This window comes from Rathayibacter sp. YIM 133350, assembly GCF_037404875.1.
GTDB lineage: Bacteria > Actinomycetota > Actinomycetes > Actinomycetales > Microbacteriaceae > Orlajensenia.
Genome location: NZ_JBBELO010000012.1, coordinates 29,379 through 52,430 on the forward strand (window position 1 = coordinate 29,379; position 23,052 = coordinate 52,430).

The window sequence follows — 23,052 nt, forward strand, 5'->3', positions numbered from 1 at the left end:
GGCCACACACTGGCGGTGCCTCAGGACCGTTCGATGGCCGAGGGCTGTCTGCCGGGCGACGCCCCGGTGAACGGATGGTGCGGCCGGCTCAGACCACGTCGGCCAGGAACCCCGTGTCGGGCATCGGGTTGCGCACGAGCCCCTGCCATGACCGCGCCAGGGCATCGGCGGCCCGGTCGATCTCCTCGGTGCTGTAGCCGATCGGCACGCGCAGAAAGCGCTCGAACGCCCCCTCGGCCCCGAACCGCGGCCCGGCAGCCACGAGCAGGCCCTGCGTGCGCGCGGCGAGGGCCAGCTGCGAGCTCAGCGGCGCCCCGAGGTGCACCCAGGTCGAGAGTCCGCCGTCGACGTGCGGCACGGTCCACTCCGGAACCCGTGCCGCCAGCGCGGTCTCGACGGCGGCGCGCCCCCGACGCAGCACGTCGCCGCGTTCGCGCAGGATGCCCGACCAGCCTTCTCCGAGCAGGTCGGCCACGATGAGCTGCTCGAGCACCGGTGTTCCGAGGTCTCCCGATGATCGGGCCGCGACGAGCTTGCGGATGAGAGAGCGCTCGGCACGGATCCAGCCGATGCGCACCCCGCCCCAGACCGTCTTGCCGACCGAGCCGATGAGCACCGCGGGCCCATACGCCGCCAAGGGAAGCAGCTCGCCCGTGCGGTCGATGTCGAGTTCCGCCGTGGTTTCGTCGGCCACGATCACGGTGCCCTGGCGCGCGGCGGCGGCGAGCATCCGCTCGCGTTGGCCGGCCGGCATGGAGCGTCCTGTCGGATTGTGGAAGTCGGGCATGAGGTACCCCATCGCGGGGCTCGTCGCACGGATGCCGCCGACGAGCTGTTGCTCGTCCCATCCTTCGTCGGAGGTCACGGAGACGGGAACGAGGCGTGCGCCGGCCTGCCGAACCGCTTCGTACGCGTGCGGATAGCTGGGCTGCTCGATGAGCACGCGATCGCCGCGGCCGAGCAGCACCCGGCAGATGAGCGCGATGGCGTGCTGTGCCCCGATCGTCACCATGATCTGCTCGGGGTCGGTGGGCAGCCCCCGAACGCCGTAGCGCGCGGCGATGGCGGCCCGCAGGTCAGGCAGCCCGATCGGGTCGAACCCGCTCCCGCCGAGGTGGCGGGGCAACTCGGCGGCGGCGCGAACGGCGGCCTCGGCAAGTTGCGGCGCCGCCGGAAGCGCCGCCTTGCTGAAGTCGAGCAGACCGCCCCCGACGATCGCCAGGGCCGCGGGGCTCGAACCAGGCAGGCAGGCGAGGGTGCCCGACCCCCGGCGGCTGGAGGCGAATCCCGACTCGCGGAGCGCGGCGTATGCCGCCGTCACCGTGGTGCGGCTGAGCCGCAGCCGCTCGGCGAGTTCCCGTTCGGCGGGCAGGCGACGATCGATGCCGATACGGCCGTCGAGCACGAGCAGACGGATGCGGTCGGCGAGCGCTTGGTAGGCCGGCGCTGCGGCATCCCGCCACTCGCCGAGCAGGTCCTCGAGTGCACGCGCAGAGAGCGGTGATCCCGTCATCAGGCCACTTTAGGCCGATTGGCTCTATCGCGAAAGGCCAATTCGCGATTGGCTCGTGCCATGGCCTTCCCCACCTTCGTGACCGCGAGGCGACGCCCGCGCCGCTTCCTGCACCTGCTCGTCGGCCTCTTCCTCTACGGCATCGCGATCGCCCTCATCGTGCGCGGCCAGATCGGCGCCGCCCCGTGGGACGTGCTGAGCCAGGGGATCGTTCTGCACACGGGGCTGAGCTTCGGAACGGTCGTCGTGATCACGAGCGCGCTCGTGCTGCTGTTGTGGATCCCCCTGCGGCAATGGCCCGGGGTCGGAACCGTGCTCAACGCACTGCTCATCGGACCGGCCGCCGACGTGGGCCTCGCCCTCATCCCCGCCGACATGCCCCTGGCGGCCCGCATCGCATCCTTCGTGGCGGGGCTGCTGCTGCTCGCCGTGGCGACGGGGCTCTACGTGGGCGCGCAGTTCGGGCCGGGCCCGCGCGATGGCCTCATGACGGGACTGCACCGCCGCACGGGATGGAAGATCTGGATCGTGCGCACCGGCATCGAGGGAACCGTCGTGCTTCTCGGCTGGCTGCTCGGCGGCAACGTCGGCATCGGCACGCTCGCTTTCGCCCTGCTCATCGGGCCGCTGTGCCAGCTCACCCTCCCCCGGTTCGCCCTGCGCCTGCCGCCGAAGCAGGCGGCGACCGTGCCCGGAGCATCCGGGGCAGCGGTCGCCGCCTGAACCGAGTCCCCTTAGAGGGACCGCTCGGCGTAGACGCGCATCGCATCGCGTACGAACGCGGCGCCGACAGGACCGCCGTAGTTCGCCGCGAAGCGTTCATCGGCCACGTACATCTCGCCCAGGCCGATGAAGTACGCCTTCGTCGGCCGTCCGCCCTCGCTCCCCGGCGTTCCCGGGATCGAGCCGAGCCAGTCGGCGTGCCGGGCGGCGAGCGCCTGAGCCTCGTCGCCGGAGGGGTCGATGCCCCGCTCCGCCGCCGCCATCCAGTCGCTGCTCAGCTGCTCCTGTCGCGCCTGCCAGTCCTTCTTCTCCGCCTCCGATTTCGAGCGCCACCAGGCGTCGCTGCGCGCGTACGCATCCTTTCCCCAGCGCTGCTCCACCTCGTCGCGGTACTGCGTGTGATCGAAGCCGTCGAACATGTTCTCTGCCATGAGTTGTCCACCTCCCTCCAGTGTTCGTATCGTTCCCTCGACCGAGGCGACCTGCCGCCTCAGCCGCTCCTGCTCGCCGCGCAACCACGCGAGGTGGGTGCGCAGCGCCTCGCCGGCATCCTCCTGGGCGTCGAGCACCTGGGCGATGGCAGGCAAGCCGAGACCGAGCTCCCTCAGCAGCAGGATGCGCTGCAGCCGAACCAGCGCCCGCTCGTCGTAGTAGCGGTAGCCGTTGGTTCCGATGCGGGTCGGCGAGAGCAGGCCCTCGTCACCGTAGTGACGCAGGGTGCGGCTCGTCGTACCCGCACGGCGCGCGATCTCCTGAATCGACCAGTCCATTCCTCTCCCTTCCGTCGTTGTGTTTCCCACGCTAAAGGTTGACGTTGCGGCAAGGTCAAGCAGTCATCCGAATCGCTCTCCAGGGGCACTTGCGGAATGCGCCAACGCGATATATCGTGATACTGCGCCAATGCGATATATCGCGAGTGCTCCACAGGAGCCGGCGCGAGCAGCGAGGAGAGAACGCATGGCAATCGAGAAGTGGATCATCACGCCCGGGCAGACCAAGGTCATCGACCTCGAGCAGGTGCGCGCACTCAAGGTGAGCCTCATCGGCGGACGCGTCAACGTGATCGCCCATGACGAGCCCGGTGCACGGGTGGAGGTCACCTCGGTCTCGGGCAAGGACCTGAAGATCGAGATCGACGGCGACCGCCTGAGCATCGACCACCCGCAACTACGTTGGGACAACTGGATCGACGCCTTCAAGGGCTTCACGGGTCACGCCAAGGCCGAGGTGTCGATCCTCGCCCCGCGCGATGTGGCCATCAAGCTCGGCGTCGTCTCGGCCGAGGCCCTGGTGTCGGGCTTCACGAGCGATGCCCGCCTGAACTCCGTCTCCGGCGACATCGTCGCCGATCACCTCACCGGCGACGTCGAGGTCAACACGGTCAGCGGCGAGCTGAGCGTCGGCAACCACGTGGGCGCCATCCGCGCGAACACCGTCTCCGGCGACATCACCGCGAGCGGAGAGGTGAGCAAGTTCTCGGCCGACGGCGTCACCGGCAACATGGTGCTCGATTCCACCGCGGTGCCGCACGAGATCGTCACGAACACCGTCTCGGGCGCGCTCACCGTGCGGATGCTGCAGGGCGCGGGTGCGCGCTACCGGCTCAACACCATCTCGGGCACCATCCAGCTCGACGACCTGAGCATGCGGGGCACCATGGGCAAGGGGTTCGAGCGCGTGATCGGCGAACTCGACGGCGTCTGGACCGACGTTCAGGCGAACTCCGTGTCGGGCAACGTGTCCGTCGTGCGGCGCGTGGCCGAACGGCACGAGGCATCCGCAAGCGAGAGGAGCGCCGAATGACCCCGCCCGTCTTCGCCCACGGCAACCTGCGCCTCTACCTGCTGAGCCTGCTCTCGGAGGCGCCGCGGCACGGCTACGAGCTCATCCAGGCATTGAGCGACCGCTTCGGCGGCACCTACAGCCCGAGCGCGGGCACCATCTACCCGCGACTCGCCAAGCTCGAGGAGGAGGGGCTGGTGACCAAGCAGAGCGACGGACGCAAGACCACCTACTTCATCACCGATGCCGGCCGGGCCGAGCTCGCGGAGCGCGGGCACGAACTCGACGCGATCGAAGACGAGTTGACCGACTCCGTGCGCCGGCTCGCCGATGAGGTACGCTCCGGCGTGACCGCGGCGATGAAGAGCCTGCGCGCCGATCTCGCGAGCGCCGCCCGCGACGCCAAGCGGTCCGCTCGCCCGGCCGAGTCCTCGCCGAACACACAGCAGGACTCGAACCGTGCCGTTCAGGACGCGGAGGTCGTGATCAACCAGTTCCGCCAGCAGCTGCGCACCGACCTGCGCCTGCAGGCGGCGCGCGGACAGGTGAACAGCGCGAGCGTCGATGCGCTGCGCGAGCAGCTGGACCGGGTGCGGGCGGAATTCCTCGCCTCCCTGCCCCAGGCCTGATCCTCGCCGATTTGCCACTTCTGGTGGGTTCGACGCCCCTTGATCCCACCAGAAGTGGCAAATCGACCGGAGAAGTGAACCCGAGGGGAATCAATCCCAGCTTGACAGCGTTACGCGCGCGAGTAGGTTAGTCCCTCGTGGCAAATGACGGGGTCGCAGCACCCCCACCCGAATTGAAGTCGCCGAAACACTGGATCATCGGCGAGCCGCTCTCCAGCGAGCACCTCGAGGGACAGCTGCTGCCCAAGTACCTCGCGCTGCCGATCTTCGCGAGCGATCCGCTCTCGTCCGTGGCCTACGCGCCGCAGGAACTCATGATGATCCTGCTCGTCGGCGGGCTCTCGTTCCTCACCTTCGCACCGTGGGTGGCCGCCGCCGTCGTGGTGCTGCTCATCACCGTCGTGATGTCGTACCGGCAGCTCGTGAAGGCCTATCCCTCCGGCGGCGGCGACTACGAGGTCGCCCACAAGAACCTCGGCGAGAAGGCCGGACTCGTCGTCGCATCCGCCCTTCTCGTGGACTACGTGATGACCGTCGTCGTGTCGGTCGCATCCGGCGTCGACAACATCATCTCCGCCATCCCGGGGCTGGCTGGGTTCCGGGTGGAACTGGCCGTCGGCTTCGTCATCGTGCTCGCCGCCATCAACCTGCGCGGCGTGAGCGAGTCGAGCAAGGCCTTCGCCATTCCCACGTACGTCTTCATCGGCAGCGTCGCGCTCATGGTCATCGTCGGCGCCGCCCGCATCTTCGCGGGTGACGTGCCCGTCGCCGAGAGCGCCGGCTATGAGGTGAAGGCCGAGCAGATGACGCAGGCGGCCATCGTGCTGCTCCTGCTGCGCTCCTTCGCAAGCGGATGCTCGGCCTTGACGGGCGTGGAGGCCATCGCGAACGGCGTTCCCGCCTTCCGCCAGCCGAAGGTCAAGAACGCCCAGCGCACGCTGCTTCTCATGGGCGGCATCGCGATCGGACTGTTCGCCGGCCTCACCGTGATCGCCCTGTTCTCGGGTGTGCACTACGCCGAGAACCCCTGCGACCTCGTGGGCTGGGCGCAGTGCGCGACCGACCCGCAGCGCTCACTCATGGCGCAGGTGGCCGCGGCGGTGTTCGGCAACAACACCTTCTTCTTCTTCGTCATCCAGGCGGCGACGGCGCTCGTGCTGCTGCTCGCGGCGAACACCGCGTTCAACGGCTTCCCGCTGCTCGGGTCCGTGCTCGCCAAAGACGGCTACGCCCCCAAGTCGCTCTCCACCCGCGGCGACCGCCTCATCTACTCCAACGGCGTGCTGCTGCTCGCCTTGGCGGCCGTGTTCATCCTGCTCGTCTTCCAGGCGAACCTCACCGTGCTCATCCAGCTCTACATCATCGGCGTGTTCGTCTCGTTCACCCTCGGCCAGTCGGGCATGGTGCGCCACTGGCTCCGTGAGCTGCGAAAGCCGGGCGCCCACAGGGCTTCGATCATCAAGAGCCTCACCATCAATTCGCTCGGTGCGGCCATGACGGCCGTCGTGCTCGTCGTCGTCACGATCACGAAGTTCCAGCACGGTGCCTGGATCGTCTTCGTGATGATGCCGATCCTGTTCACGCTCATGCTCGGGGTGAACCGCTACTACCGCGACGTGGCCAAGGAGGTGGAGGTTGATCCGACGACCACCTTCGGCTCGCAGGGCGATCACGCCATCGTGCTCGTGGGCAAGATGCAGAAGCCGGTGCTCAAGGCCTTGGACTACGCCATCGCCGCACGTCACGAGAGCCTCGAGGCCGTCCACGTCTCCATCGACGATGCGGAGACCAAGCACCTCAAGAAGGAATGGGCGGCGATGAACATCCAGGTGCCGCTGCGCATCGTGCGTTCGCCCTACCGCGACATCAGCTACCCCCTCATCGCGCACATCAAGGGCCGGCGTGCCGAGCACGGCTCCGAGGTGACGACCATCTACATGCCGCAGTACATCGTGGGCCACTGGTGGGAGACCCTGCTGCACAACCACAAGGCCCGTCGCATCCGTCAGAAGCTCATGCTCGTGCACGGCGTGACGATCGCGCTCGTGCCGTGGCTGCTCGACTCCTCCACGCTCATCTACGGCCGCCGCTCTCGGCCCCTTCCCGGTCAGGACCGGCGCGGCGAGCCCGTGCGGCCGGCCGCCCGGCGTCCGTTGCCGATTCCCCCGCCTGCCAAGGCCGGCGCCGCAACGGTCACGGTCGGTGCGCCTCCCGCGGTCTCGCGGCCGTCGTCGTCGCGGCGCCGCAAGCGCAAGTAACACGGGGGCGCCCCAGCGGTTCTACGATGGCCGAGTGACTCCCGCCCCTGCGTCCCCCGCCCGACAGGGCCTGGGGCGCTCGGTGAGTGCCGTGGCCGTCGGCGGCCTGGTGGGCACCGGCATCCGCCTGGCGATCGACGCGGTCCTTCCGCACGCCGGCGCCGACTTCCCGTGGGCGACCCTTCTCATCAATGTGTCCGGAGCGCTCGCCCTGGGCTGGCTCGTCGGGGGCATCTGGAAGCGCCCCCACGTGCCCTCCTGGCTTCGGGCCGGACTCGGCGCCGGGGTACTCGGCTCCTACACGACGTTCTCGGCCATGGTCGTCTCCGTCATCGACATGGGCGCGTCGGATGCCGGGGCCGGCGCGGCCGCCTACCTGGCCGCCTCGCTCGTCGTCGGATTCGCCGCCGCTGCTCTGGGGCTCGCCGTCGGCTCGCGCCAGGCGCACCGGCGCATGCCGCATTCCATCGACGATGCGGGCCGCACGCTATGAGCGTGCTCGCGGTCGTGGGTGCGCTGCTCGGCGGGTCGTTCGGTGCCGTCGCCCGCTTTCTCCTGGCCTACCGGTTGCCGGTTCGGCGCGGTCACCTGCCGTGGGGAGTGCTCGTCGCAAACGTGGTCGGTTCGGGGATCGGCGGAGGAATCCTGGCGCTCGCGGGGCGCGCAGCCGTCTCGGCGGACTGGAAGTACGTCATCCTCAGCGGCCTGTGCGGCGGGCTCACGACCTTCAGCACCTGGAGCGTCGAGAGCATCGAGCTGCTCGACGGCGGGCGCTGGCGCGCCGCCGTGTTGAACGTGCTCGTCAATCTCGCGCTCGGGTTCGCCGCCGCTGGGGGCGCGTACCTGCTGCTGCGCTGATCGGCAGCTCGGCCTCAGAGCATCGAGACGATCTGACGGGCGATCATGCGCCCGGCCCGCTGCGCCCCGATCGTGGAGGCCTGCGGCCCGTAGCCGGCGAGGAAGATGCGGGGATCCGTCCACGACGCGCCGTTGCCCACGCTGATTCCGCCGGCCTTCTCGCGCAGCCGCAGCGGCCCCAGGTGTCGCAGCTCCGGCCGGAATCCCGTTGCCCAGATGATGGCATCCGCGGGGGCGAAGCTGCCGTCGTCCCATCGCACGCCGTCGGGCTCGATGCGGTCGAACATCGGCCTGGCCACGAGCAGCCCCCGCTGGATGCCTGCGGCGATGCGACGCGACTTCGGCACACCCGTTCCGCTCACGATGCTCGGAAGGGCGCGCCCGGATCGCGCCGCCTCGTCCTGCATCGCGACGGCGGCGGATGCGCCCTCGAGGTCGAGGTGCTCCGAATCGATCCAGTCGATGGGGCGCCGCGACACCCACTGCTGCGAGGCGGCGACCCCTTCCAGCTCGAGCATGAAGCCGATCGCCGACGTGCCTCCCCCGACGACGATCACGTTCTGGCCGCGGAACTGCTCGGCCGAGACGTAGTCGGCGGTGTGCACATGAGAGCCGCGGAAGTCGCGCATGCCGGGGTAATACGGCACGAACGGCGAGCCCCAGGTTCCGGTGGCGTTCACGAGGAACTGGGTGATCGTACTGCCGCGGCTGTGGCGCAGGATGAGATCGGCGCCCCGGTTCTCGACGCCGGTCACCGAGACGGGCCGCTGCACGTTCAGCTGGTAGTACTGCTCGTAACTGCCGTAGTAGGCGGCCACGATGTCGCGCGCCGGCCAGTCGCGGTCGGCAGTCTCGAACGAGAGTCCCATCTCGGCCATGCCCGGGAGGTCGTTCACCCGATGCGCACTGCCGAGCTTCAACGCCTCCCAGCGGTGCTGCCAGGCGCCACCGGCACTCGGACCGCGGTCGTAGACGATGAAATCGCTGCCAGGGGCCAATTCGAAGCGCCGCAGGTAATAGGCGACGGACAGGCCCGCCTGACCCGCGCCGATGATCACGACCCTGGTCCGCTCGATTGCCATAACGCCCCATATCCCAACATGTGGCGCTGTGAGCCGTGCCCTGGGCGCTCCAGCCCATCATGCTAAACTAATCCGAAGTTTTCATTACCGGTTCACACGCCGGTGTGCGCATCGCGCCGCCGGCCAGTCATCGTGAGGGGGTCTCGCATGGGGCGCGGCCGTCAAAAAGCGAAGCACACCAAGGTTGCTCGCGAGCTCAAGTACTTCAGCCCGGACACCAATTACAGTGCCCTGGAGCGGGAGTTGAGCCACGGCGATGAGCGCCTGGATGAAGACCTCGCCAAGTGGCCGGAGTACGACCCCGATGACTACGTGGACCACTACGCCGCCGAAGACGAGCCCAAGCGCGCCTGAGTTCGACCTTCGGCCGCTGATCCGCATTCCTCGCGAGACGACCTGTGCCCGCTGGAGTCAGTCGCTCAGAGCGTCGCGGGCGGCGATGAGGGCGTCGGTGAGCGTTTCCGGATCGCGCAGCGCCAGGCGGGCCGAGCCGATGGCCCGACGCGCTGCTGGTCCGTCGTCGCCACTCCTCGGCTCACGGCTCGCGAGTCGAGCACTTTCAAGGGTGAGGGGAATCCACTGCGCCGGCCCGGCGACCCTGCCCCGGGTGAGCCGACGCAGGTCGTCGTACGGCCCGGCGACCGCCTGCAGCTCGCGGCATGCCGCGCCGACGGCAGCCAGGTTCTCGGCTGACGGTTGCGTCAGGTGCTGCGAAATCGCCGCGAGCACCGCCCCGATCCGCAGCCGCACGACCCCCGACGACCGGATGGGGAGGAGCACCAGGGCCGGGAGCACGGCGATCAGCGCACCCAGGACGATCTCCTCCCACCGTTCCACGAGCCGGAACGGCGGTGCACCGCCCAGCTGCTGCACGATCGCGAGCGCCACGGTGACGGCGGCGGCCCACCAGGCGTAGCCGAGATCCCGCAGCAGTAGTCCGGCGAAGACCGCTGCCAACGCCCCGGCGATGGCGAGACCCGGCGCCGCATCGGCATTCAGCGCGAGAAGGAAGACCAGCACCGTGCCCGCCGCCGCGCCGACCACCCGATGGGCCGCCTTCTGCAGCACGTCGGCGCGCCCACGGTTGCCGACGACGACGATGACGGTGGTGATGACGATCCACGACCAACGGTCGGGGAAGGCCAGCAGACCCACGATGAAGGCAGCGGACACCGACACCGCCATCTGCATGGCCAGGCGGATGGTGGCCCTCGGCCGCAGCCGCGATGCTCTCGCCCCGCCTGCCGGCGATGCCATCGCGGATTGCGCGGCCGACGCAGGCGGAGGCCCCAGCAGTCCCAACCGTCGAGCGCACACCTGGCTGATGGTGACCCACACCCAGGCGACGACCCCGACCGCGATGGGGATGAGCAGCGCTCCCAACGGGCCGAACCGGTCGCTGTGGCCGCCGGGTGCGATGAGCAACGCGACGAAGGGGATGGCGAGCAGGCCGCCGATACGTCGCCACACTCCGCCGGGGATGCGTAGCAGGACGGACACCGTCAGGCCGACGACGTAGAGTCCGGCTCCCAGCCACGGCGCGTGAACGAGGGCGGAGCCGATGCCGGAGGCGGCGATTCCGATGATCGGCAGCGCCACTCCGGCTTCGAGCCGACCGCGACGATCGCGTTCGAGCTGACTGCGCGCGAGCGAGGCAGTCATGGCGATGCCGAGCACGGCCGGGCCGAGTTCCGGGTCGATCAGCAGTACGGTGGCGAGCGTCAGCAGCACGGCCGACATCGCGACGACGGCGGGACGCCATGGCACGCGCACGCTGCGGCGCTTGGGCGCACCAGCGGTCATCGCTCAGTCCGCGTAGCGACCGACGAGCCTGACGGCGCCGCCGTTCACGCCCTTCTCACCCTGGACGAAGCCGCTGGTGTCGTGCTCGGCGGTCGAGATGCGGCCGGCCTCCCACGCGTGGATGCCCTCCGCCTGCAGCGCCGAGACGATCCCGGCCGCGGCATCCGGAGCCACGACCGCGAACATGCCCACCCCGAGGTTCCAGGTGCCCTCGGAACTCTCCAGCGAGGTGTTGGCGAGCTCGCTCAGCACGCGGAACACGGCAGTCGGCGACCAGCTCGAGCGCTCCAGCTCGACCCACGAGCCGAGGGGCAGCACGCGGGCGAGGTTCGCCGCGATGCCCCCACCGGTGACGTGGCTCAATGCATGCACCGCACCGCCGAGCGTCGGGTCGGCGAGCAGGCGAACGAGCGGTCCGGTGTACAGGCGCGTCGGCTCCAGGAGCGCCTCGCCCACAGGGCCGCCGAACTCGGGCAGCGCGTCGGTGTAGCCGATGCCCTTCTCGCCCAGGATGTGGCGCACGAGTGAGAACCCGTTGGAATGCAGGCCGGAGGAGGCCATGCCGAGGACGACATCACCGTGCCCCACCCGCTCGGCGCCGAGCACCGCATCGGCCTCGACGGCGCCGACGGCCGCTCCGGCGACGTCGTAGTCGTCGGCACCCATCAGACCCGGATGCTCGGCCGTCTCGCCGCCGACGAGAGCAGTGCCGGTCTCGCTGCAGGCTTGCGCGATGCCGCCGACGATGGCGGCGATGCGCTCGGGCACCACCCGCCCGCAGGCGATGTAGTCGGTCATGAACAGCGGTGTCGCGCCGACGACGATGATGTCGTCGACGACCATGCCGACCAGATCCTGTCCGATCGTGTCGTGCTTGTCGATCGCCTGGGCGATGGCGACCTTGGTGCCGACGCCGTCGGTCGACGTGGCCAGCAGCGGCCGCTTGTAGGAGGTGAGGGACGAGACGTCGAAGAGTCCCGCGAAGCCGCCCACTCCACCCAGCACGGAGGGGCCGTGGGTCTTGGCGACCGCGGCCTTCATCAGCTCGACGGCCCGGTCGCCGGCCGCGGTGTCGACGCCGGCGGCTGCATAGGAGGAGTTCGCGCTCACGTCTCAAGGGTAGTCGGCGAGACAGGCGCCGCATCCCGCGGTCATCGTGCCCGGTAGACCCCCGTAATGTCGCGCGTCGGCCGTAGAATTCTCCTATGCGGGCCGACAGCCAGCCGTCGTGGATGATTCGCGAGGATGCCAGCATTCCCGTGCTCCTCGTGCTGTGGCTGCGCCAGTCGCTCGGCATCGCCTCGCCGGCTCACCTGCCACCGCTGCGCGGGGTCACGCTGCCCGCGCGCACGCCTCGTGACGTGGATGCCCAAGACCGGCTCGAGCGGCAGTGGCGCGACTGGTGGGCGATGACGGTGGAGCCCGAGGCGCATCCCTCGCCGGTTCCGCTGCAGCTGATCGACGGGTACGACACGGCGCTCGCACTGCCCGTGTCGGGCGCCGAAGACCTCGAGGCCGCGGTGCGTCCGCTCAGCGCGGAGGCGATGACCTGGGCGCGCAAGGCGCACGACACGTATGCCCAGGCCTCCATCGCGAAGTCCGCCGACTCCTACCGCGCCTATGCCGGCACCATCGCCGAGCACGAGCGCGAGGTGGGCCGGAGGGCGCACTCCTTCGAGTTGAACGTGCAGGTTCTGCCGCTCGCCGAACGGGGCGTGTGGTGGATCGGGTCGCTCACCGTGGCGGTGACGGATGCGCTGCGCACCGACGCAGCCGCGTTCAACACCGCCATCCACCCGATCATCGCCGAGATCGCCTGAGGCCTGCTCCGCCCGGCCGTACACTCGCTGCATGGCCATCTGGTTCGGCGAGATCGACCTCGCCCGCGCGATGGAGCGCAGCGCTCCCACCCTCATCCGCACGCTCGGCATCGAGCTCGAGCGCCTCGATGACGACGCCCTCTACGGCCGCATGCCCGTGGACGAGCGCACCCGGCAGCCGGGCGGCGTTCTGCACGGCGGGGCATCCGTCGCCTTCGCCGAGACGCTCGCCAGTTGGGGATCGACCTTCACCGTCGACACGGAGAAGTACTACTGCGTGGGCATGGAGATCAACGCCAACCACGTGCGCCCGGTCGCCGACGGGTGGGTGCACGGTGTCGCCAAGCCCCTCTCGCGCGGACGCACGACCCAGGTCTGGGAGGTGCGCATCACGAACGCCGACGAGAAGCTCGTCTGCATCTCGCGCTGCACCCTCGCCGTACTCGAGACGCCGTCGCGCTACTGACCCTCCGGGGCTGCCGACCGAAGTGGAGCACGACGGCACAGATGCGGCCCGCGACGCGACCGGAAGTGACGCTCGGCGGCTGCGCATCCGCCGCCCGCGTGCAGCCGATGCGCAGGGTCGGGTATGGGAGACTGTCAACGGTCCGCTCGGGCCGAGCACCCCAGCCCTTCAGGAGTCAACGCTCGCATGTGCGGCATCGTCGGACTCGTCTCGACAGAGGCGGCCAATCAGCAGATCTACGACAGCCTTCTCCTTCTCCAGCACCGCGGACAGGACTCCACCGGCATCGCGACCGCCGACGGCTCGACCTTCCACATGCACAAGGCCAAGGGCCAGGTGCGCGAGGCGTTCCGAACGCGCGACATGCGCTCGCTGCTCGGCAACATGGGCCTGGGGCACGTGCGCTACACCACCAAGGGCGCGGCGGAGCGTGAGGAGGAGGCACAGCCCTTCTACGTGAACGCGCCGTACGGCATCATCCTCGTGCACAACGGCAACCTCACGAATACGCGCGAGCTCTCCGACGACCTCTTCCGCATCGATCGCCGTCACGTGAACTCCGCATCCGACACCGAGATGCTGCTGAACGTGCTCGCCACCGAGCTGCAGGGCCAGATCACGAGCCTCGAGCTCGACCCCGACCAGATCTTCTCGGCCGTCACGCAGGTGCACGAGCGGGTCGAGGGGTCGTACGCGGTCATCGCGCTCATCGCCGGCCACGGCCTGCTCGCCTTCCGCGACCCGTACGGCATCCGGCCCCTCATCCTCGGCAAGCGCGTGACGGATGCCGGCAAGGACGAGTACATCGTGGCATCCGAGTCGCTCGTGCTCGAGAACGGCGACTACGAGATCGTGCGCGACGTCGCCCCGGGCGAGGCGGTCTTCATCTCGCTCGGAGGCGAGCTGTTCACCCGCCAGTGCGCGCAGAACTCGCAGTTGGTGCCGTGCTCGTTCGAGTACGTCTACCTGGCCCGGCCCGACTCCATCATGAACGGCATCTCGGTCTACGAGGCCCGGCTTCGCATGGGCGACCGGCTCGCCGACACCATCGCGGCCCACATGGACAAGGGCGACATCGACGTCGTCATGCCCATCCCCGACTCCTCCCGACCCGCCGCGATGCAGGTGGCGCGCAAGCTCGGCATCGAATACCGCGAGGGGTTCTACAAGAACCGCTACATCGGGCGCACGTTCATCATGCCCGGGCAGGCGCAGCGCAAGAAGAGCGTCCGGCAGAAGCTGAACGCCATGGGCACCGAGTTCAAGGGTAAGAACGTGCTCATCGTCGACGACTCGATCGTGCGCGGCACGACGTCGAAGGAGATCGTGGAGATGGCCCGCGCCGCCGGCGCGAACAAGGTGACCTTCACCTCGGCGGCGCCCCCGGTGCGGTATCCCCACGTGTACGGCATCAACATGCCCTCACGCACGGAACTCGTCGCCCACGGGCGCAAGATTCCCGAGATCGCGACGGAACTCGGCGCCGACAGCATGATCTATCAGGAGGTCGCCGACCTCAGTTCGGCCATCACCCAGGGCAGCGACGTCACGAGCCTCGACCTCTCGTGCTTCACGGGCGAGTACGTGACGGGCACGGTGACGCCGGAGTACCTGGACTGGGTGGAGCGCACGCAGCTCTCGTAGGCGGGCGGAGCTTTTCGGCGGGCTCAGGGAACGGCCGGGTGGCCTTGGGAGGGCACCGCTCGCTGAGCTTGGGGCCGCGCCGCCGGCTCCGGCGCGAAACTCCGGCTCCGCGCGAGGCGACTCAGTTGAGCGGACGCGTCGAGCTGTGCTCCACCGTCATGCGGCGAGCGCGCTTGGCGTAACGCCGGTCGAGCACTACAGCGACGAGACCACCGAGCGCGAGGCCGACCACGCCCAGGAACAGCACCAGGAACCCGAACACCTGACCCACGTTGTAGGCGTCGTTGGCCGGGAACGCGAAAGTCAGCACGAGGGCGATCACGACCCCGAGAATCGCGCCGAGGCCCATGAACCGCCAGTACCGCGGCGAGCGTCGCACGACGGCCTCCTCGCGATCGGTCTCGACGACTTCACCCTCGTCGATCAGCACGGCCTCGCCGTCTTGCGGAGGCACGTCGGCGTCCTGCGCTCGAGCGTCGCCGGCGGCGGCATCCGGATTCACCTCACGCGCGTCGGCACTCGAACGCGCAGGATCAGACGGCGGAAAGCCGCGGCCGTCGGCATCGGGAGTACTCACCCCTCCATTGTCCCATCGACGCGAACGTCGACCTGTCCCTCGCGTCCCTTCGGAAGAGCGAGGAGATTCCGAAAAGCGAGGCGATTCGGAGCGACACGCCGGTTCAGAACGCGACACGCCCGGCGAACCGGAGAGATCCCTCGCTTTTCGGAATCTCCTCGCTTTTCGGTCAGGCAGTCGAAAACCGGCGGGATCGTCCCCAGACGCGTCGCCCTCACACGCGCACGAGCGGAAGCAGGCCCTCCAGGTTCGCCCGAAGGCCAGAGGCGTGCACCGATCCGGATGCGGTGGCCTCCGCCCACGCCAGCCGCCCGGTCGCGAGCTCCAGCCAGGTCGCGGCATCCGTCTCGATGACGTTCGGCGGGGTGCCTCGTGTGTGCCGGGGGCCGGCGATGCACTGCACGGCGCCGAACGGCGGCACCCGCATCTCGACGGTGTTGCCCGGCGCGCGGTCGGCGAGCGCCTGCAGCGTGAAGCGAACCGCGAGCGCGCGCACGTCGCGTGGCGCGGCTTCCGCGGCGTCGGCCCACGAACGCAGCGCGCCCATGCCGGCCGCTTCGTCGATGCGTGCGCGTGCCATGCCTTCATTCTGCCCGCGAATCGGCACAGCTTCGGAGCCGTTACCCTTGAGGCCGTGAAGATTCTCGTGCTGGGTCCGGGCGCGCGTGAGCATGCCATCATCACGGCGCTGCTCGCCGACAACGGCGGGCACGAGGTCGTCTGCGCACCGGGCAACGCCGGCATCGCAACCGACGTTGCGACGCATCCGCTCGACGCGAACGACCCGCTGGCCGTGGCCGACTTCGCCTCTTCCGGCAACTTCGACCTCGTCGTCATCGGACCCGAGGCTCCCCTCGTGGCCGGGGTCTCCGACGCGGTGCGCGCCGCGGGCATCCCGGTCTTCGGTCCGAGCGGTGCGGCGGCCGCCCTCGAGGGGTCGAAGGCGTTTGCCAAGCGGGTGATGGATGCCGCGGGCGTTCCGACCGGACGGTCCGTGCGCGCCGTCACCGTGCACCAGGCGGCCGAGGCCATCGACACGTTCGGCGCGCCCTATGTGATCAAGGCCGACGGACTCGCGGCCGGCAAGGGCGTTCTCGTGACCGAGGACCGCGACGCGGCACTCCGCCACTGCGAGCAGTGGGCCGGGCACGGCGGAGTGCTCATCGAGGAGTTCCTCGACGGGCCAGAGGTCTCGCTCTTCCTCCTCTCCGACGGCGAGCACGTTCTGCCGCTCTCGCCCGCGCAGGACTATAAGCGCCTGCTCGACGGCGACGCCGGACCCAATACCGGCGGCATGGGTGCGTACTCGCCGCTGCCGTGGCTCGCCGACGCCTTCGGCAGCGAGCGGGCCTTCGTCGACGAGGTCATCGAGACCATCGCCCTGCCGACAGTGCGTGAGCTCGCCGCCCAGGGAACGCCGTTCGTGGGACTGCTCTACTGCGGCCTCATCGTGACGCGCGACGGCATCCGCGTCATCGAGTTCAACGCCCGCTTCGGCGATCCGGAGACGCAGGTCGTGCTGCCCCGGCTCGAGACGCCGCTCGCCGAACTCCTCTACGACGCCGCGACCGGCTCGCTCGGAGACCGCGAACGCCCGCTGTTCTCGTCCGATGTCGCGGTCACCGTGGTGCTCGCGAGCGAGAACTACCCCGAGACGCCGGTGACCGGCCGCGTTCTCGAGGGCCTGGCCGACGCAGCGGCGGTACCCGGTGTGCACATCACGCACGCCGCAACGACGGATGCCGCGGACGGCACCGTGCGCACCTCCGGCGGCCGGGTGCTCAGCGTCGTCGCCGTGGGCCGTGACTTCACCGACGCGCGGGCCCGCGTCTACGACGCCCTGGGCCGCATCCACCTCGAGGGCGGCCAGTACCGCACCGACGTCGCCGCGCGCGTCGCGCACTGACCCGGACCCGGGCCCCGGCGCCCGGTGCCCCGGCCGTACCGCGGCATCCCGACCCCCTGGCGTTGCGCCACTTCGCCGGCCGTTGCGCCAGTAGATGTGGCGCAAGCGCCGCGCAAGTGGCGCACCCGCGGGGAAAGCGCCGCGCAAGTGGCGCACCCGCGGGGAAAGCGCAGCCAGCGCAGGCCGCGTTCGGCGTTGCCTACACTGGGAGCGTGAGCGACGCGCCCCTGAACCTGCCCGGATTCACCCACGTCTACTCGGGCAAGGTGCGCGACCTGTACGAGCCCGCATCGCCGACGGGCGAGGAACCCGAGACCGTTCTCGTCGTCGCGAGCGATCGGGTGAGCGCCTTCGATCACGTGCTCGAACCCGGCATCCCGGGCAAGGGCGAACTGCTCACGACCCTCAGCCTGTGGTGGTTCGACCAGCTGCACGTGCCCAACCACCTCGTTCCCGAGCATCGTCTCGACGGATCGAGCGCCATCCCCTCCGAGGTGACCGGCCGCGCGATGCTCGTGAGGAAGCTCGAGATGTTCCCGATCGAGTGCGTCGTTCGCGGGTACCTCACCGGTTCGGGCTGGAAGGAGTACCAGAGCTCCGGAACCGTGTGCGGCATCCCGCTTCCCGAAGGACTCGAGAACGGCGACCGGCTTCCCGAACCGCTCTACACCCCCGCCTTCAAGGCCGCGCAGGGCGAGCACGACGAGAACATCAGTTTCGAGCGCACCGTCGAACTCGTCGGGCCCGACGTCGCGGCCGAACTGCGCGAGCTCTCGCTGGCCGTGTTCGCGCAGGCGTCGGCGGTCGCCGAAGCGCGCGGCGTGATCCTGGCCGACACCAAGTTCGAATTCGGCCGCGACCCCGAGACCGGCGTGACGACCCTCGGCGACGAGGTGCTCACGAGCGATTCGAGCCGGTACTGGGATGCCTTCGCCTGGGAGTCGGGCACGACCCCCGAAGAGCGCATGGCGAGCTTCGACAAGCAGATCGTGCGCGATTGGCTCGCCGCGAACTGGCACGACGACGGCGTGAGCACTCCGCCTCCGCTGCCTCCGGCCATCACCGAGCGCACGGCTGCGCGCTACCGCGAGTTGCTCGAGAGGCTCACGAGCGACGCCGTCGCGTAGGCACCGCCGCGCCGCGGTTCCGGGCCTGTCCCGGGGCGGATCCCGCCGGCATCCGGATGCCTCGCCTCCTCCCGACGACTCGCGCCGACGCGATCTGCACGACACCCCCCGAACGGGTTAGCCTGCTGGCATGCGAGTGAAGATGTGCAGCATCCACGTGGATGATCCGGCTGCGGCCTTCGCGGTCTACACCGAGACGCTCGGCTTCGAGCCGCTCATCGAGCTGCCCGAGCACATGCTCTATGTCGTGCGCTCGCCCGAAGACCGCGACGGGGTCGGGCTGCTGCTCGAACCGAGCGACAACCCGCTCGCGCAGGCCTACAAAGAGGGCCTGTACTCCAGCGAGATTCCCGTGATCGTCTTCGGGGTGCCCGACGTGCAGGCGGAGTACGCCCGGCTACGCGCGGCCGGCATCGAGTTCCGCGGCGAACCAGTGAACACCGAATGGGGAACGTCGGCGATCTTCGACGACGGATGCGGCAACCTCGTCCAGCTGCACCAGGACTGACGCCTGCACCAGGACTGAAGCCGCCGCGGAATGGTGCCCCGCCGCCCGCGGTTGCATTCAGTGTGACCACGCATCCCGTCGACCTGCTTGCCGACGACACCGCCATGGGCGCGGTGACGCTGCGCGTCGGCGACCTCGACCGCATGATCGCGTACTACCGCGACGCCGTGACGCTCGAACTCCTGAGCCACGAAGGCCCCGTAGCCGTTCTCGGCCGCGGCAGGACGCCGATCATCGTGCTCGAGCACGCCCCCGAACTGCGATCGGCCGATCCGCGCAGCGGCGGGCTGTACCACACGGCCATCGTCTTCGATTCGCAAGCCGCGCTCGCCGCGGCCGTGTACTCCGTGGCCCGACGGCATCCCGGCAGCTTCACCGGCAGCGCCGATCACCTCGTGAGCACCGCCTTCTACTTCACCGACCCCGAGGGCAACGGCGTGGAGCTCTACTGGGACCGCGACCGCTCCACCTGGAGCTGGGTGCACGGCCGGATCGAGATGGACAGCCTCGCCCTCGACCCGAACGCCTTCCTGCAGCAGAACCTCAGCGAGCAGGGGCTCGCCGGCGAGCGCGTCGGCAGCGCCGTCGTCGGCCACGTGCACCTCTCGGTCGGCGACGTGAACATCGCCCGCACCTTCTACGTCGAGCAGCTCGGGTTCCAGACGACGGCGGCGTTCGGCGCATCCGCCCTGTTCGTCTCGGCGGGCGGCTACCACCACCACATGGCCATGAACACGTGGAGCAGCGCGGGCGCCGGGCGACGCCGCCTCGCGCTCGGGCTGGGGCAGGTGCAGATCGCCGTGCCCTCGGCCGATGACCTCGGCTCGCTCGGCGAACGGATGCGGCGCTTCGGCGTGCAGGCACGGGACGATGGCCGCGCCCTCTCGTTCGAGGACCCCTGGGACAACACCATCCGCGTCGCGCCAGCCGACTGATCCCGGCACCTCGGCAGGTGCCGCGTGGAAGCGTCCCCGGGGCGGGTTAGGCTGAAAAAGCCGAGTTTCGAGGAGGCGTCCGTTGGTCGTGCAGAAGAACACGCGGGAATTCGATCCGGGCATCGTCACCGATTTCCGCGACCGGATGAGCTACGGCGGATACCTCGACCTCGACACGCTGCTGGCCGCCCAGCATCCGATCAGCCGGCCGGAGCACCACGACGAGCTGCTGTTCATCATCCAGCACCAGACGACGGAGCTGTGGCTGAAGCTCGTGCTGCACGAGCTCGACGACGCGCGCCGGCTGCTGCGCGACGACCAGCTCCCCCAGGCCCTCAAGCGCATCGCCCGGGTCAAGCACATCCAGCGCACGCTCACCGAGCAATGGTCGGTGCTCGCCACCCTCACACCGAGCGAGTACGCCGAATTCCGCGACTTCCTGGGCAACTCCAGCGGCTTCCAGTCGTGGCAGTACCGCGCGGTCGAGTTCGTGCTCGGCAACAAGAACGCCCGCATGCTCAGCGTGTTCGCGACGGATGCCGCCGCGACCACCGCGCTCGAGAACGCCCTGGAAGAGCCCAGCATTTACGACGAGTTCCTGCGCTATCTCGCCCGGGCAGGGCATCCGGTGCCCGCGCACGTGCTTCAGCGCGACGTGCGCGAGGCCTGGGTCTTCGACCGAGAGCTCGTGCCCGTCTTCACGGCGATCTACGAAGACGCCGACGGTCAATGGGCCGCCTACGAGGCCTGCGAGGAGTTCGTCGACCTCGAGGAGAACTTCCAGCTCTGGCGCTTCCGGCACCTCAAGACCGTGGAGCGCACGATCGGCATGAAGCCGGGCACCGGCGGTTCCGGTGGGGCCCGCTTTCTTCAGAAGGCCCTCGAGCTCACCTTCTTCCCCGAGCTCTACGCGGTGCGCACCGAGATCGGACAGCCGTGATCGATGAGGGCATGTTCCTCGGGGTCGAGGAGTACTGGGCGGGGGGATGGCACGGCCGCTCCGTGTTCCGCGTTCGCGAGGGTTTGCTCTACCCGGTCGGCGGCGACCAGCTCGTCACCGACGTCGAGCTGCCGGGCACCCTGTTCCCGCGGCTGACCGACCACCACGTTCACGTCGGCCTCGTCGATGCCGAGCAGATCATGCCGGGCGGCATCACGGCGGTGGTCGATCTGGGCTGGGTGCCGCGGTTGGCCGCCGAGTGGCACACCGAGAGCGGATTCCCCGGGTCCCCCCTGCCCGAGGTGCGCATCGCCGGGGGCCTGCTCACCTGCGAGGGCGGTTATCCGGTCAACGCCGGCTGGGCACCGGCGGGAGCCGCCGTCGAACTGCGCGGCCCCGCGGATGCCGACGCCGCCGTGCGCGCACAGATCGCGCTCGGCGCATCCGTCATCAAGGTCACGGTCAACAGCGACGAGGGTCCGGTGCCGAGCCCCGAGCTGCTCACCGCCATCGTGACGGCGGCACGCGCCCACGGGGTTCCCGTCGCGGCCCATGTGCAGGGCGATGGAATGACCCGACGGGCACTGGATGCCGGCGTGAACGTTCTCGCGCACACGCCCTTCACCGAGGTGCTCGACAGCGACATCGTCGCTCGGCTTTCGAGGGCCGGCACCGCCGTGGTCTCCACGCTCGACATCCACGGCTGGGGATCGCCGACCGACGAGTACGAGAACGCGCTCGTCAACCTCACCCGCATCGCCGCCGCGGGAGGACGGGTGCGCTACGGCACCGACCTCGGCAACGGTCCGCTGCCGGTCGGCATCAACCCGCGCGAACTGGCCGCCCTGGCCGATGCCGGCCTCGACCGCGAGGCGCTCGTCGCGAGCATCGCCGGCACGTGGCAGCCCTCGAGCATCGGACCGCGACTGGCGTGGGTGCCGGGGAGCCCTCCCGAGACGGCCGCCGAGACGGCCGAATGGCTCTCGGGTGCCCGCGCGAGCACCATCGACTACCTCGAGGAGACCCTGGTATGACGACGACGGCCCCCGACACGATGCTGTCGTACGCCCGGCGCATGGATCGCTCCGACGGGCTCGCGCACTACCGCCGGCGTTTCGTCGAGAGCGACGAGCTGCTCGCCTACTTCGACGGGAACTCGCTCGGGCGCCCTCCCATCGCCACGGCGGAACGAATGGCGCAGTTCGTGACGGATGCCTGGGCCGGCCGGCTCATCCGCGCTTGGGACGAGGAATGGATGGAGCTGCCGTTCACCATCGGTGACGAACTCGCGGCTGCGGCCCTCGGCGCCGCACCTGGCCAGACCTTCATCGGTGACTCGACGACCGTGCTGCTGTACAAGCTCGCGCGCGCCGCGATCGACGCGAGGCCCGAGCGCACCGAGATCATCACCGACACCGACAACTTCCCCACCGATCGCTACCTGCTGCAGGGCATTGCAGCGGAACGCGGGTGCACCATCCGCTGGATCCAGAGCGATCCCGCATCCGGGGTCTCGCTGCAGCAGGTGCAGGATGCGGTCAGCGAGCGCACCGCGCTCGTGCTGCTCAGCCACGTCTCGTACCGCTCGGGCTTCCTCGCCGACCTGCCGGCCATCACGCGCGCGGCCCATGAGGCCGGCGCCCTGGTGCTCTGGGACCTCTGCCACTCCGTCGGCTCCGTGCCGATGCAGCTCGACGCGGATGAGGTCGACCTCGCCGTTGGCTGCACGTACAAGTACCTCAACGGCGGACCGGGCGCACCCGCGTTCGGCTACGTGCGCTCCGACCTGCAGCCGGTGCTCGCCCAGCCCATCCAGGGCTGGATGGGAGCGGCAGACGTGTTCCTCATGGATCCCGAGTACCAGCCGGCTCCCGGCCTGCGCCGCTTCCTCAGTGGCACCCCGGCGGTGCTCGCCATGCTCCCCATGCGCGAGACCATCGCCATGATCGCGGAGTGCGGCATCGACGCCGTGCGCGCCAAGTCGCTCGGCCTCACCTCGTTCGCGATCGAGTTGTCGGATGCGTGGCTCGCCCCGCTGGGCGTGAGCCTGGCATCCGAACGCGACGGCGCACGGCGCGGCGGACACGTGACGCTGTCGCATCCGGCGATGCGCGTGGTGACCGAGCGGCTCTGGAGCCGGAACGTGATTCCCGACTATCGCGAGCCGGGCGGGCTGCGCGTGGGTCTCTCGCCGCTCACGACGAGCTTCGAGGAGGTCTACCGCGGCATGGAGGCCGTGCGCGACACCCTGCGCGAGGTACTGAGGGAGCAGTCGGGCCTGCAGTGACCGGGCCCGTCGAAGGGCCGCCTCCCAGCGCACAGAACGACGCTTCGACAAGCCGGTCCCTGAGCCTGTCGAAGGACCGCCACCCAGCGCACCGAACGACGCTTCGACACGCCGGTCCCTGAGCATGTCGAAGGGCCGGCACCCCGCGCACAGAACGACGCTTCGACAAGCTCAGCGAACAGCAACCGACCCCC

24 protein-coding genes are annotated in these 23,052 nt (G+C 69.6%); 17 read left to right on the forward strand and 7 right to left on the reverse strand.

The window, feature by feature from the left end; translation table 11 throughout:
* Positions 1–88: 88 nt before the first annotated feature.
* Positions 89–1,513, reverse strand: coding sequence for a MocR-like transcription factor YczR (gene yczR / locus WDJ51_RS02760; protein ID WP_337850903.1), 1,425 nt, complete (start codon positions 1,511–1,513; stop codon positions 89–91).
* Positions 1,514–1,573: 60 nt separating this feature from the next.
* Here yczR and yczE point away from each other — a divergent pair, with 60 nt between their 5' ends.
* Entirely contained in the window at positions 1,574–2,236 is a 663-nt protein-coding gene (gene yczE / locus WDJ51_RS02765) for a membrane protein YczE (protein WP_337850904.1), read from the forward strand.
* 11 nt (positions 2,237–2,247) lie between these two features.
* Here yczE and WDJ51_RS02770 read toward each other — a convergent pair whose 3' ends face one another.
* Positions 2,248–3,006 carry a MerR family transcriptional regulator gene (locus tag WDJ51_RS02770; protein WP_337850905.1) on the reverse strand — a complete coding sequence of 253 codons (759 nt, stop codon included), beginning with the start codon at positions 3,004–3,006 and terminating at the stop codon, positions 2,248–2,250.
* 187 nt (positions 3,007–3,193) lie between these two features.
* Between WDJ51_RS02770 and WDJ51_RS02775 the strand changes: the two genes are divergently transcribed.
* From WDJ51_RS02775 to crcB, 5 genes are all read left to right on the forward strand, one after another.
* Positions 3,194–4,039, forward strand: coding sequence for a DUF4097 family beta strand repeat-containing protein (locus tag WDJ51_RS02775; protein WP_337850906.1), 846 nt, complete (start codon positions 3,194–3,196; stop codon positions 4,037–4,039).
* Positions 4,036–4,647 (forward strand): PadR family transcriptional regulator, encoded by a 612-nt coding sequence (locus WDJ51_RS02780; RefSeq protein WP_337850907.1) that lies wholly within the window; start codon positions 4,036–4,038, stop codon positions 4,645–4,647. Before WDJ51_RS02775 ends, WDJ51_RS02780 begins: the two co-directional genes overlap by 4 nt.
* Before the next feature lie 137 nt (positions 4,648–4,784).
* Positions 4,785–6,905, forward strand: a complete 2,121-nt coding sequence (locus WDJ51_RS02785; RefSeq protein ID WP_337850908.1) for an APC family permease — start codon at positions 4,785–4,787, stop codon at positions 6,903–6,905.
* A gap of 34 nt (positions 6,906–6,939) precedes the next feature.
* Positions 6,940–7,398: a fluoride efflux transporter FluC gene (locus WDJ51_RS02790; protein WP_337850909.1), complete on the forward strand. Its 459-nt coding sequence runs from the start codon at positions 6,940–6,942 to the stop codon at positions 7,396–7,398.
* Positions 7,395–7,763: a fluoride efflux transporter CrcB gene (gene crcB / locus WDJ51_RS02795; RefSeq protein ID WP_337850910.1), complete on the forward strand. Its 369-nt coding sequence runs from the start codon at positions 7,395–7,397 to the stop codon at positions 7,761–7,763. The genes WDJ51_RS02790 and crcB overlap by 4 nt, the downstream gene beginning before the upstream one ends.
* A gap of 14 nt (positions 7,764–7,777) precedes the next feature.
* Here the strand turns inward: crcB and WDJ51_RS02800 are convergent, their stop codons facing one another.
* Positions 7,778–8,845 carry an NAD(P)-binding domain-containing protein gene (locus WDJ51_RS02800; protein WP_337850911.1) on the reverse strand — a complete coding sequence of 356 codons (1,068 nt, stop codon included), beginning with the start codon at positions 8,843–8,845 and terminating at the stop codon, positions 7,778–7,780.
* Between the two features lie 147 nt (positions 8,846–8,992).
* Here WDJ51_RS02800 and WDJ51_RS02805 point away from each other — a divergent pair, with 147 nt between their 5' ends.
* Positions 8,993–9,199, forward strand: a complete 207-nt coding sequence (locus WDJ51_RS02805; RefSeq protein WP_337850912.1) for a DUF3073 domain-containing protein — start codon at positions 8,993–8,995, stop codon at positions 9,197–9,199.
* 57 nt (positions 9,200–9,256) lie between these two features.
* Here the strand turns inward: WDJ51_RS02805 and WDJ51_RS02810 are convergent, their stop codons facing one another.
* Complete coding sequence (locus WDJ51_RS02810) at positions 9,257–10,648, reverse strand: FUSC family protein (protein ID WP_337850913.1); 1,392 nt, start codon at positions 10,646–10,648, stop codon at positions 9,257–9,259.
* A 3-nt stretch (positions 10,649–10,651) separates the two neighbouring features.
* Positions 10,652–11,758, reverse strand: a complete 1,107-nt coding sequence (gene purM / locus WDJ51_RS02815; RefSeq protein WP_337850914.1) for a phosphoribosylformylglycinamidine cyclo-ligase — start codon at positions 11,756–11,758, stop codon at positions 10,652–10,654.
* 95 nt (positions 11,759–11,853) lie between these two features.
* On the opposite strand from purM, the gene WDJ51_RS02820 reads away from it, so the two are divergent.
* The 3 genes from WDJ51_RS02820 to purF all read left to right on the forward strand — a co-directional run bounded on the left by WDJ51_RS02820 (position 11,854) and on the right by purF (position 14,578).
* Entirely contained in the window at positions 11,854–12,468 is a 615-nt protein-coding gene (locus tag WDJ51_RS02820; protein ID WP_337850915.1) for a zinc-binding alcohol dehydrogenase, read from the forward strand.
* A gap of 31 nt (positions 12,469–12,499) precedes the next feature.
* Entirely contained in the window at positions 12,500–12,934 is a 435-nt protein-coding gene (locus WDJ51_RS02825; protein ID WP_337850916.1) for a PaaI family thioesterase, read from the forward strand.
* A gap of 186 nt (positions 12,935–13,120) precedes the next feature.
* A complete protein-coding gene (gene purF, locus WDJ51_RS02830; RefSeq protein WP_337850917.1) occupies positions 13,121–14,578 on the forward strand; it encodes an amidophosphoribosyltransferase in 1,458 nt (485 codons plus the stop codon).
* Between the two features lie 121 nt (positions 14,579–14,699).
* Here purF and WDJ51_RS02835 read toward each other — a convergent pair whose 3' ends face one another.
* Positions 14,700–15,155 (reverse strand): hypothetical protein, encoded by a 456-nt coding sequence (locus WDJ51_RS02835; protein ID WP_337850918.1) that lies wholly within the window; start codon positions 15,153–15,155, stop codon positions 14,700–14,702.
* A gap of 214 nt (positions 15,156–15,369) precedes the next feature.
* Positions 15,370–15,735 (reverse strand): sterol carrier family protein, encoded by a 366-nt coding sequence (locus WDJ51_RS02840; protein WP_337850919.1) that lies wholly within the window; start codon positions 15,733–15,735, stop codon positions 15,370–15,372.
* Positions 15,736–15,789: 54 nt separating this feature from the next.
* Here WDJ51_RS02840 and purD point away from each other — a divergent pair, with 54 nt between their 5' ends.
* The 7 genes from purD to WDJ51_RS02875 all read left to right on the forward strand — a co-directional run bounded on the left by purD (position 15,790) and on the right by WDJ51_RS02875 (position 22,858).
* The gene (gene purD / locus WDJ51_RS02845) at positions 15,790–17,061 is read left to right on the forward strand and encodes a phosphoribosylamine--glycine ligase (protein ID WP_337850920.1); all 1,272 of its coding nucleotides are present in this window, start codon (positions 15,790–15,792) and stop codon (positions 17,059–17,061) included.
* 212 nt (positions 17,062–17,273) lie between these two features.
* Entirely contained in the window at positions 17,274–18,188 is a 915-nt protein-coding gene (locus WDJ51_RS02850) for a phosphoribosylaminoimidazolesuccinocarboxamide synthase (RefSeq protein ID WP_337850921.1), read from the forward strand.
* 130 nt (positions 18,189–18,318) lie between these two features.
* Positions 18,319–18,696, forward strand: coding sequence for a VOC family protein (locus tag WDJ51_RS02855; RefSeq protein ID WP_337850922.1), 378 nt, complete (start codon positions 18,319–18,321; stop codon positions 18,694–18,696).
* A 104-nt stretch (positions 18,697–18,800) separates the two neighbouring features.
* Complete coding sequence (locus WDJ51_RS02860; RefSeq protein ID WP_337850939.1) at positions 18,801–19,631, forward strand: VOC family protein; 831 nt, start codon at positions 18,801–18,803, stop codon at positions 19,629–19,631.
* A gap of 82 nt (positions 19,632–19,713) precedes the next feature.
* Complete coding sequence (kynA, locus tag WDJ51_RS02865; protein ID WP_337850923.1) at positions 19,714–20,571, forward strand: tryptophan 2,3-dioxygenase; 858 nt, start codon at positions 19,714–19,716, stop codon at positions 20,569–20,571.
* Complete coding sequence (locus WDJ51_RS02870) at positions 20,568–21,605, forward strand: amidohydrolase family protein (RefSeq protein WP_337850924.1); 1,038 nt, start codon at positions 20,568–20,570, stop codon at positions 21,603–21,605. Before kynA ends, WDJ51_RS02870 begins: the two co-directional genes overlap by 4 nt.
* Positions 21,602–22,858, forward strand: a complete 1,257-nt coding sequence (locus WDJ51_RS02875) for a kynureninase (protein ID WP_337850925.1) — start codon at positions 21,602–21,604, stop codon at positions 22,856–22,858. The genes WDJ51_RS02870 and WDJ51_RS02875 overlap by 4 nt, the downstream gene beginning before the upstream one ends.
* The last annotated feature ends 194 nt before the right edge of the window (positions 22,859–23,052 follow it).

What these genes read in the sequence shown, in the direction of transcription:
- crcB (WP_337850910.1), top strand. Translation starts at nt 7,395, where the DNA reads ATGAGCGTGCTCGCGGTCGTGGGTGCGCTGCTCGGCGGGTCGTTCGGT.
- WDJ51_RS02855 (WP_337850922.1), top strand. Translation starts at nt 18,319, where the DNA reads ATGCGAGTGAAGATGTGCAGCATCCACGTGGATGATCCGGCTGCGGCC.
- WDJ51_RS02800 (WP_337850911.1), bottom strand. Translation starts at nt 8,845, where the DNA reads ATGGCAATCGAGCGGACCAGGGTCGTGATCATCGGCGCGGGTCAGGCG.
- WDJ51_RS02840 (WP_337850919.1), bottom strand. Translation starts at nt 15,735, where the DNA reads ATGGCACGCGCACGCATCGACGAAGCGGCCGGCATGGGCGCGCTGCGT.
- yczE (WP_337850904.1), top strand. Translation starts at nt 1,574, where the DNA reads ATGGCCTTCCCCACCTTCGTGACCGCGAGGCGACGCCCGCGCCGCTTC.
- WDJ51_RS02820 (WP_337850915.1), top strand. Translation starts at nt 11,854, where the DNA reads ATGCGGGCCGACAGCCAGCCGTCGTGGATGATTCGCGAGGATGCCAGC.
- WDJ51_RS02875 (WP_337850925.1), top strand. Translation starts at nt 21,602, where the DNA reads ATGACGACGACGGCCCCCGACACGATGCTGTCGTACGCCCGGCGCATG.
- purF (WP_337850917.1), top strand. Translation starts at nt 13,121, where the DNA reads ATGTGCGGCATCGTCGGACTCGTCTCGACAGAGGCGGCCAATCAGCAG.
- yczR (WP_337850903.1), bottom strand. Translation starts at nt 1,513, where the DNA reads ATGACGGGATCACCGCTCTCTGCGCGTGCACTCGAGGACCTGCTCGGC.
- WDJ51_RS02805 (WP_337850912.1), top strand. Translation starts at nt 8,993, where the DNA reads ATGGGGCGCGGCCGTCAAAAAGCGAAGCACACCAAGGTTGCTCGCGAG.
- WDJ51_RS02780 (WP_337850907.1), top strand. Translation starts at nt 4,036, where the DNA reads ATGACCCCGCCCGTCTTCGCCCACGGCAACCTGCGCCTCTACCTGCTG.
- WDJ51_RS02825 (WP_337850916.1), top strand. Translation starts at nt 12,500, where the DNA reads ATGGCCATCTGGTTCGGCGAGATCGACCTCGCCCGCGCGATGGAGCGC.
- WDJ51_RS02775 (WP_337850906.1), top strand. Translation starts at nt 3,194, where the DNA reads ATGGCAATCGAGAAGTGGATCATCACGCCCGGGCAGACCAAGGTCATC.
- WDJ51_RS02770 (WP_337850905.1), bottom strand. Translation starts at nt 3,006, where the DNA reads ATGGACTGGTCGATTCAGGAGATCGCGCGCCGTGCGGGTACGACGAGC.
- WDJ51_RS02860 (WP_337850939.1), top strand. Translation starts at nt 18,801, where the DNA reads ATGGGCGCGGTGACGCTGCGCGTCGGCGACCTCGACCGCATGATCGCG.
- WDJ51_RS02810 (WP_337850913.1), bottom strand. Translation starts at nt 10,648, where the DNA reads ATGACCGCTGGTGCGCCCAAGCGCCGCAGCGTGCGCGTGCCATGGCGT.